Source organism: Roseiarcus sp. (assembly GCF_052145395.1).
In the GTDB taxonomy this organism is placed as follows: Bacteria; Pseudomonadota; Alphaproteobacteria; order Rhizobiales; family Beijerinckiaceae; genus Roseiarcus.
Genome location: NZ_JBKQOT010000410.1, coordinates 1 through 2,511, shown reverse-complemented (window position 1 = coordinate 2,511; position 2,511 = coordinate 1). Strand labels below are relative to the sequence as shown.

Below are 2,511 nucleotides of genomic sequence, written 5' to 3'. Positions count from 1 at the left end.
CGAGACTGCGCGCCTGCCACGTCATTCTTGTTTTTGCGCTCGTTACGATCTCCTGCGCCAATTATATTGTCCATCATTTCGCCATTACGACGGAAGGGGAGCGCATAGGCCAGCCATTGAGCCGGGAAAGAAAAACAGTCCGGGCGTGGACGCTGTAGCCATAGCGGAAGACGACATGTCTCCCGAATTCGTTGCGCTTCGTCATACGTTTCATAAATGGACAATGCTGGCCTTCCGATTGAACGCAAGACAATGTCACGCCGTAAGCGCCAGCAGATAATGCAGCCCTCACCCCCTGCCGAAGTCACGCGCGCCGATTACATTAAGCGCGCGGGCGTGTGGCGAAGGCGGTTTTCGATGGCGACGGCGGCAGCTTCCCAGCTTTTCGTTCCTCCCTATCCGCCGCGGTCGGACAAACCGCGCGGCGCGCTCTCGACGATCCTGACGCTCAGGCGCAACCCGATTGAGATCTGGGCGCAGGCGCATTTCGATCGCCCGATCCTGATCGGCCGGTCGATCCTTGGCCTGCGCGCCGCCGCGCATGATCCAGCGGCGGTTAGGCGGATCTTTCTCGACAACGCCGCGAACTACCGCAAGGACGACCTGCAGCTCAGAATCCTGAGCCCGGGTCTGGGCAATGGCCTGGTGACAGCGGACGGCGAGTCCTGGCGCCTCCAGCGCCGGTCGCTCGCGCCGTTGTTCTCGCCGCGCGCGGTCGCCGACTTCGCCCCGGCAATGCAGGGCGTCGCCGCGACGACCGTCGAGCGCCTAAGCCGCCGGCGCGACGGTGCGGTCGCCGACGTCGGCGAGCTCATGTCGCGCATCGCGCTTGAGGTGCTCGAGCAGACGTTGTTCTCGCAGGGGCTCGGGCGGGAAGTGAGCGAATTCCAGCGCGCCGTGACCGAGTATTTCGACAGTTTCGGTCGCCTCGACCCGCTCGACCTCCTCGGCGCGCCCGCCTTTCTGCCCCGGTTCGGCCGTCGGCGCGGCCGCCCGGCGCTGAAATTCTTTGATTCCGTGGTCGACAGCGTCATCGACAACCGCAAGCGGCTGCTGGACGGCGGCGGCGACGCGCCGCGCGATCTCCTGACGCCGCTGCTCGAGGCCAAGGACCCGGAGACGGGCCGTGGCCTGCCTGGCGCCGACATTCGCGCCAACATTGTCACGTTTATCTTTGCGGGACACGAAACGACCGCCAATGGTTTGACCTGGTCGCTCTATCTGCTGTCGCAGGCCGCGGATTGGCGTCAACGCGCCGAGGAAGAGGCCAGCCATGTCTTCGATCCGGCGCGGCCGTCGTCTTTCGAGGATTGTGAGGTCCTTCGCGCGGTGTTCGAGGAGGCGCTCCGGCTTTATCCGCCGGCCGCCGCGCTCAGCCGGCAGGCGATCGCCGACGACGAAATTCTCGGCGTTCCGATTCCGGCCGGAACGGTGATTTCGATCTCGCCCTATGTGCTGCACCGGCGGCCGAACCTGTGGACAAATCCTGACGCCTTTGATCCGTCACGCTTTCTTCGCGCCAACCGGGACCGCATCGACCGGTTCGCCTACATCCCGTTCGGCGCGGGTCCGCGCGTGTGCATCGGCATGCCGTTCTCGCTGCAGGAAGCGATTATCATACTGGCTAACCTCTTGCGAACGTATCGTTTCGAACTGGTAGAGGGACAAGAAGTCGCGCCGCAGCAGAGGATCACGCTGCGTCCCCGGAGGGGCCTGAGGATGCATGTGAAGCGCCGCGAATCGACGTAGAAATCTCCAGCTGAAAACTTCTTCGTGAAGTTACGTTGACAGCCAAACGGGACGGCTCTATATCGCTACCACTGACGACGACGGCGCGCTCCACGGAGCGGCCGACCGAGCCGGTTTCGGGAACTTCTTGAGCGCGCTCCTCCCTACTGAGAGGTGGGGGTGGAGAGCTTTCGGTCGTTCCTGCTTCGCGTCAGCGGAGCCTATAGAGTGAGAGTTTCGGGTTCGATCGGAGTTCGGCAGGCGGATCGCCTCCGGGCGCCAACCGGGTTCGCAGGATCGGAGCATTCCGGTCCGTCGCTGTTTGACAATTTCATCGGAAGGAAGAGAGACGTGGGCGGCGTGGTCCTTGCGTCTGGGTTTCTTTCTGCTGGTTTGGGTTGGCTGACAGGCTGATCTGGGTTGGCGGTTGGATTACTCAGAAGAAGAGACCTAACGACGGTCACGTTTCATAACACCATCGCGCTTTGGGTGGTTTGGGTTTGGGGACGTCGAGAGACGGTCCTTGGGCTTGGACGCCGCCTGGGGAGCGAAGTGTTGGAAACTCGTCAAGAGTAGCGCGGAGCGTTGAGAGACGCTCCAAGCCAGAGTGACCAGTCGGGATTGAGATCTTCAAGTTCAACTTGAGAGTTTGATCCTGGCTCAGAACGAACGCTGGCGGCAGGCTTAACACATGCAAGTCGAGCGCCCCGCAAGGGGAGCGGCAGACGGGTGAGTAACGCGTGGGAACATACCCTCTGGTTCGGAATAACTCAGGGAAACTTG

1 protein-coding gene and 1 rRNA gene are annotated in these 2,511 nt (G+C 62.4%); both read left to right on the top strand.

Going from position 1 to position 2,511, the window contains the following annotated elements:
* Positions 1-357: 357 nt before the first annotated feature.
* Positions 358-1,749 (top strand): cytochrome P450, encoded by a 1,392-nt coding sequence (locus tag ACLP25_RS13835; protein WP_442469765.1) that lies wholly within the window; start codon positions 358-360, stop codon positions 1,747-1,749.
* A 616-nt stretch (positions 1,750-2,365) separates the two neighbouring features.
* Positions 2,366-2,511: ribosomal RNA gene (locus ACLP25_RS13830) — 16S ribosomal RNA — on the top strand; the annotation flags it as partial.

Bases quoted from the DNA above. Each gene is read 5' to 3' on its own strand.
- ACLP25_RS13835 (WP_442469765.1), top strand. From the start codon at position 358: ATGGCGACGGCGGCAGCTTCCCAGCTTTTCGTTCCTCCCTATCCGCCG.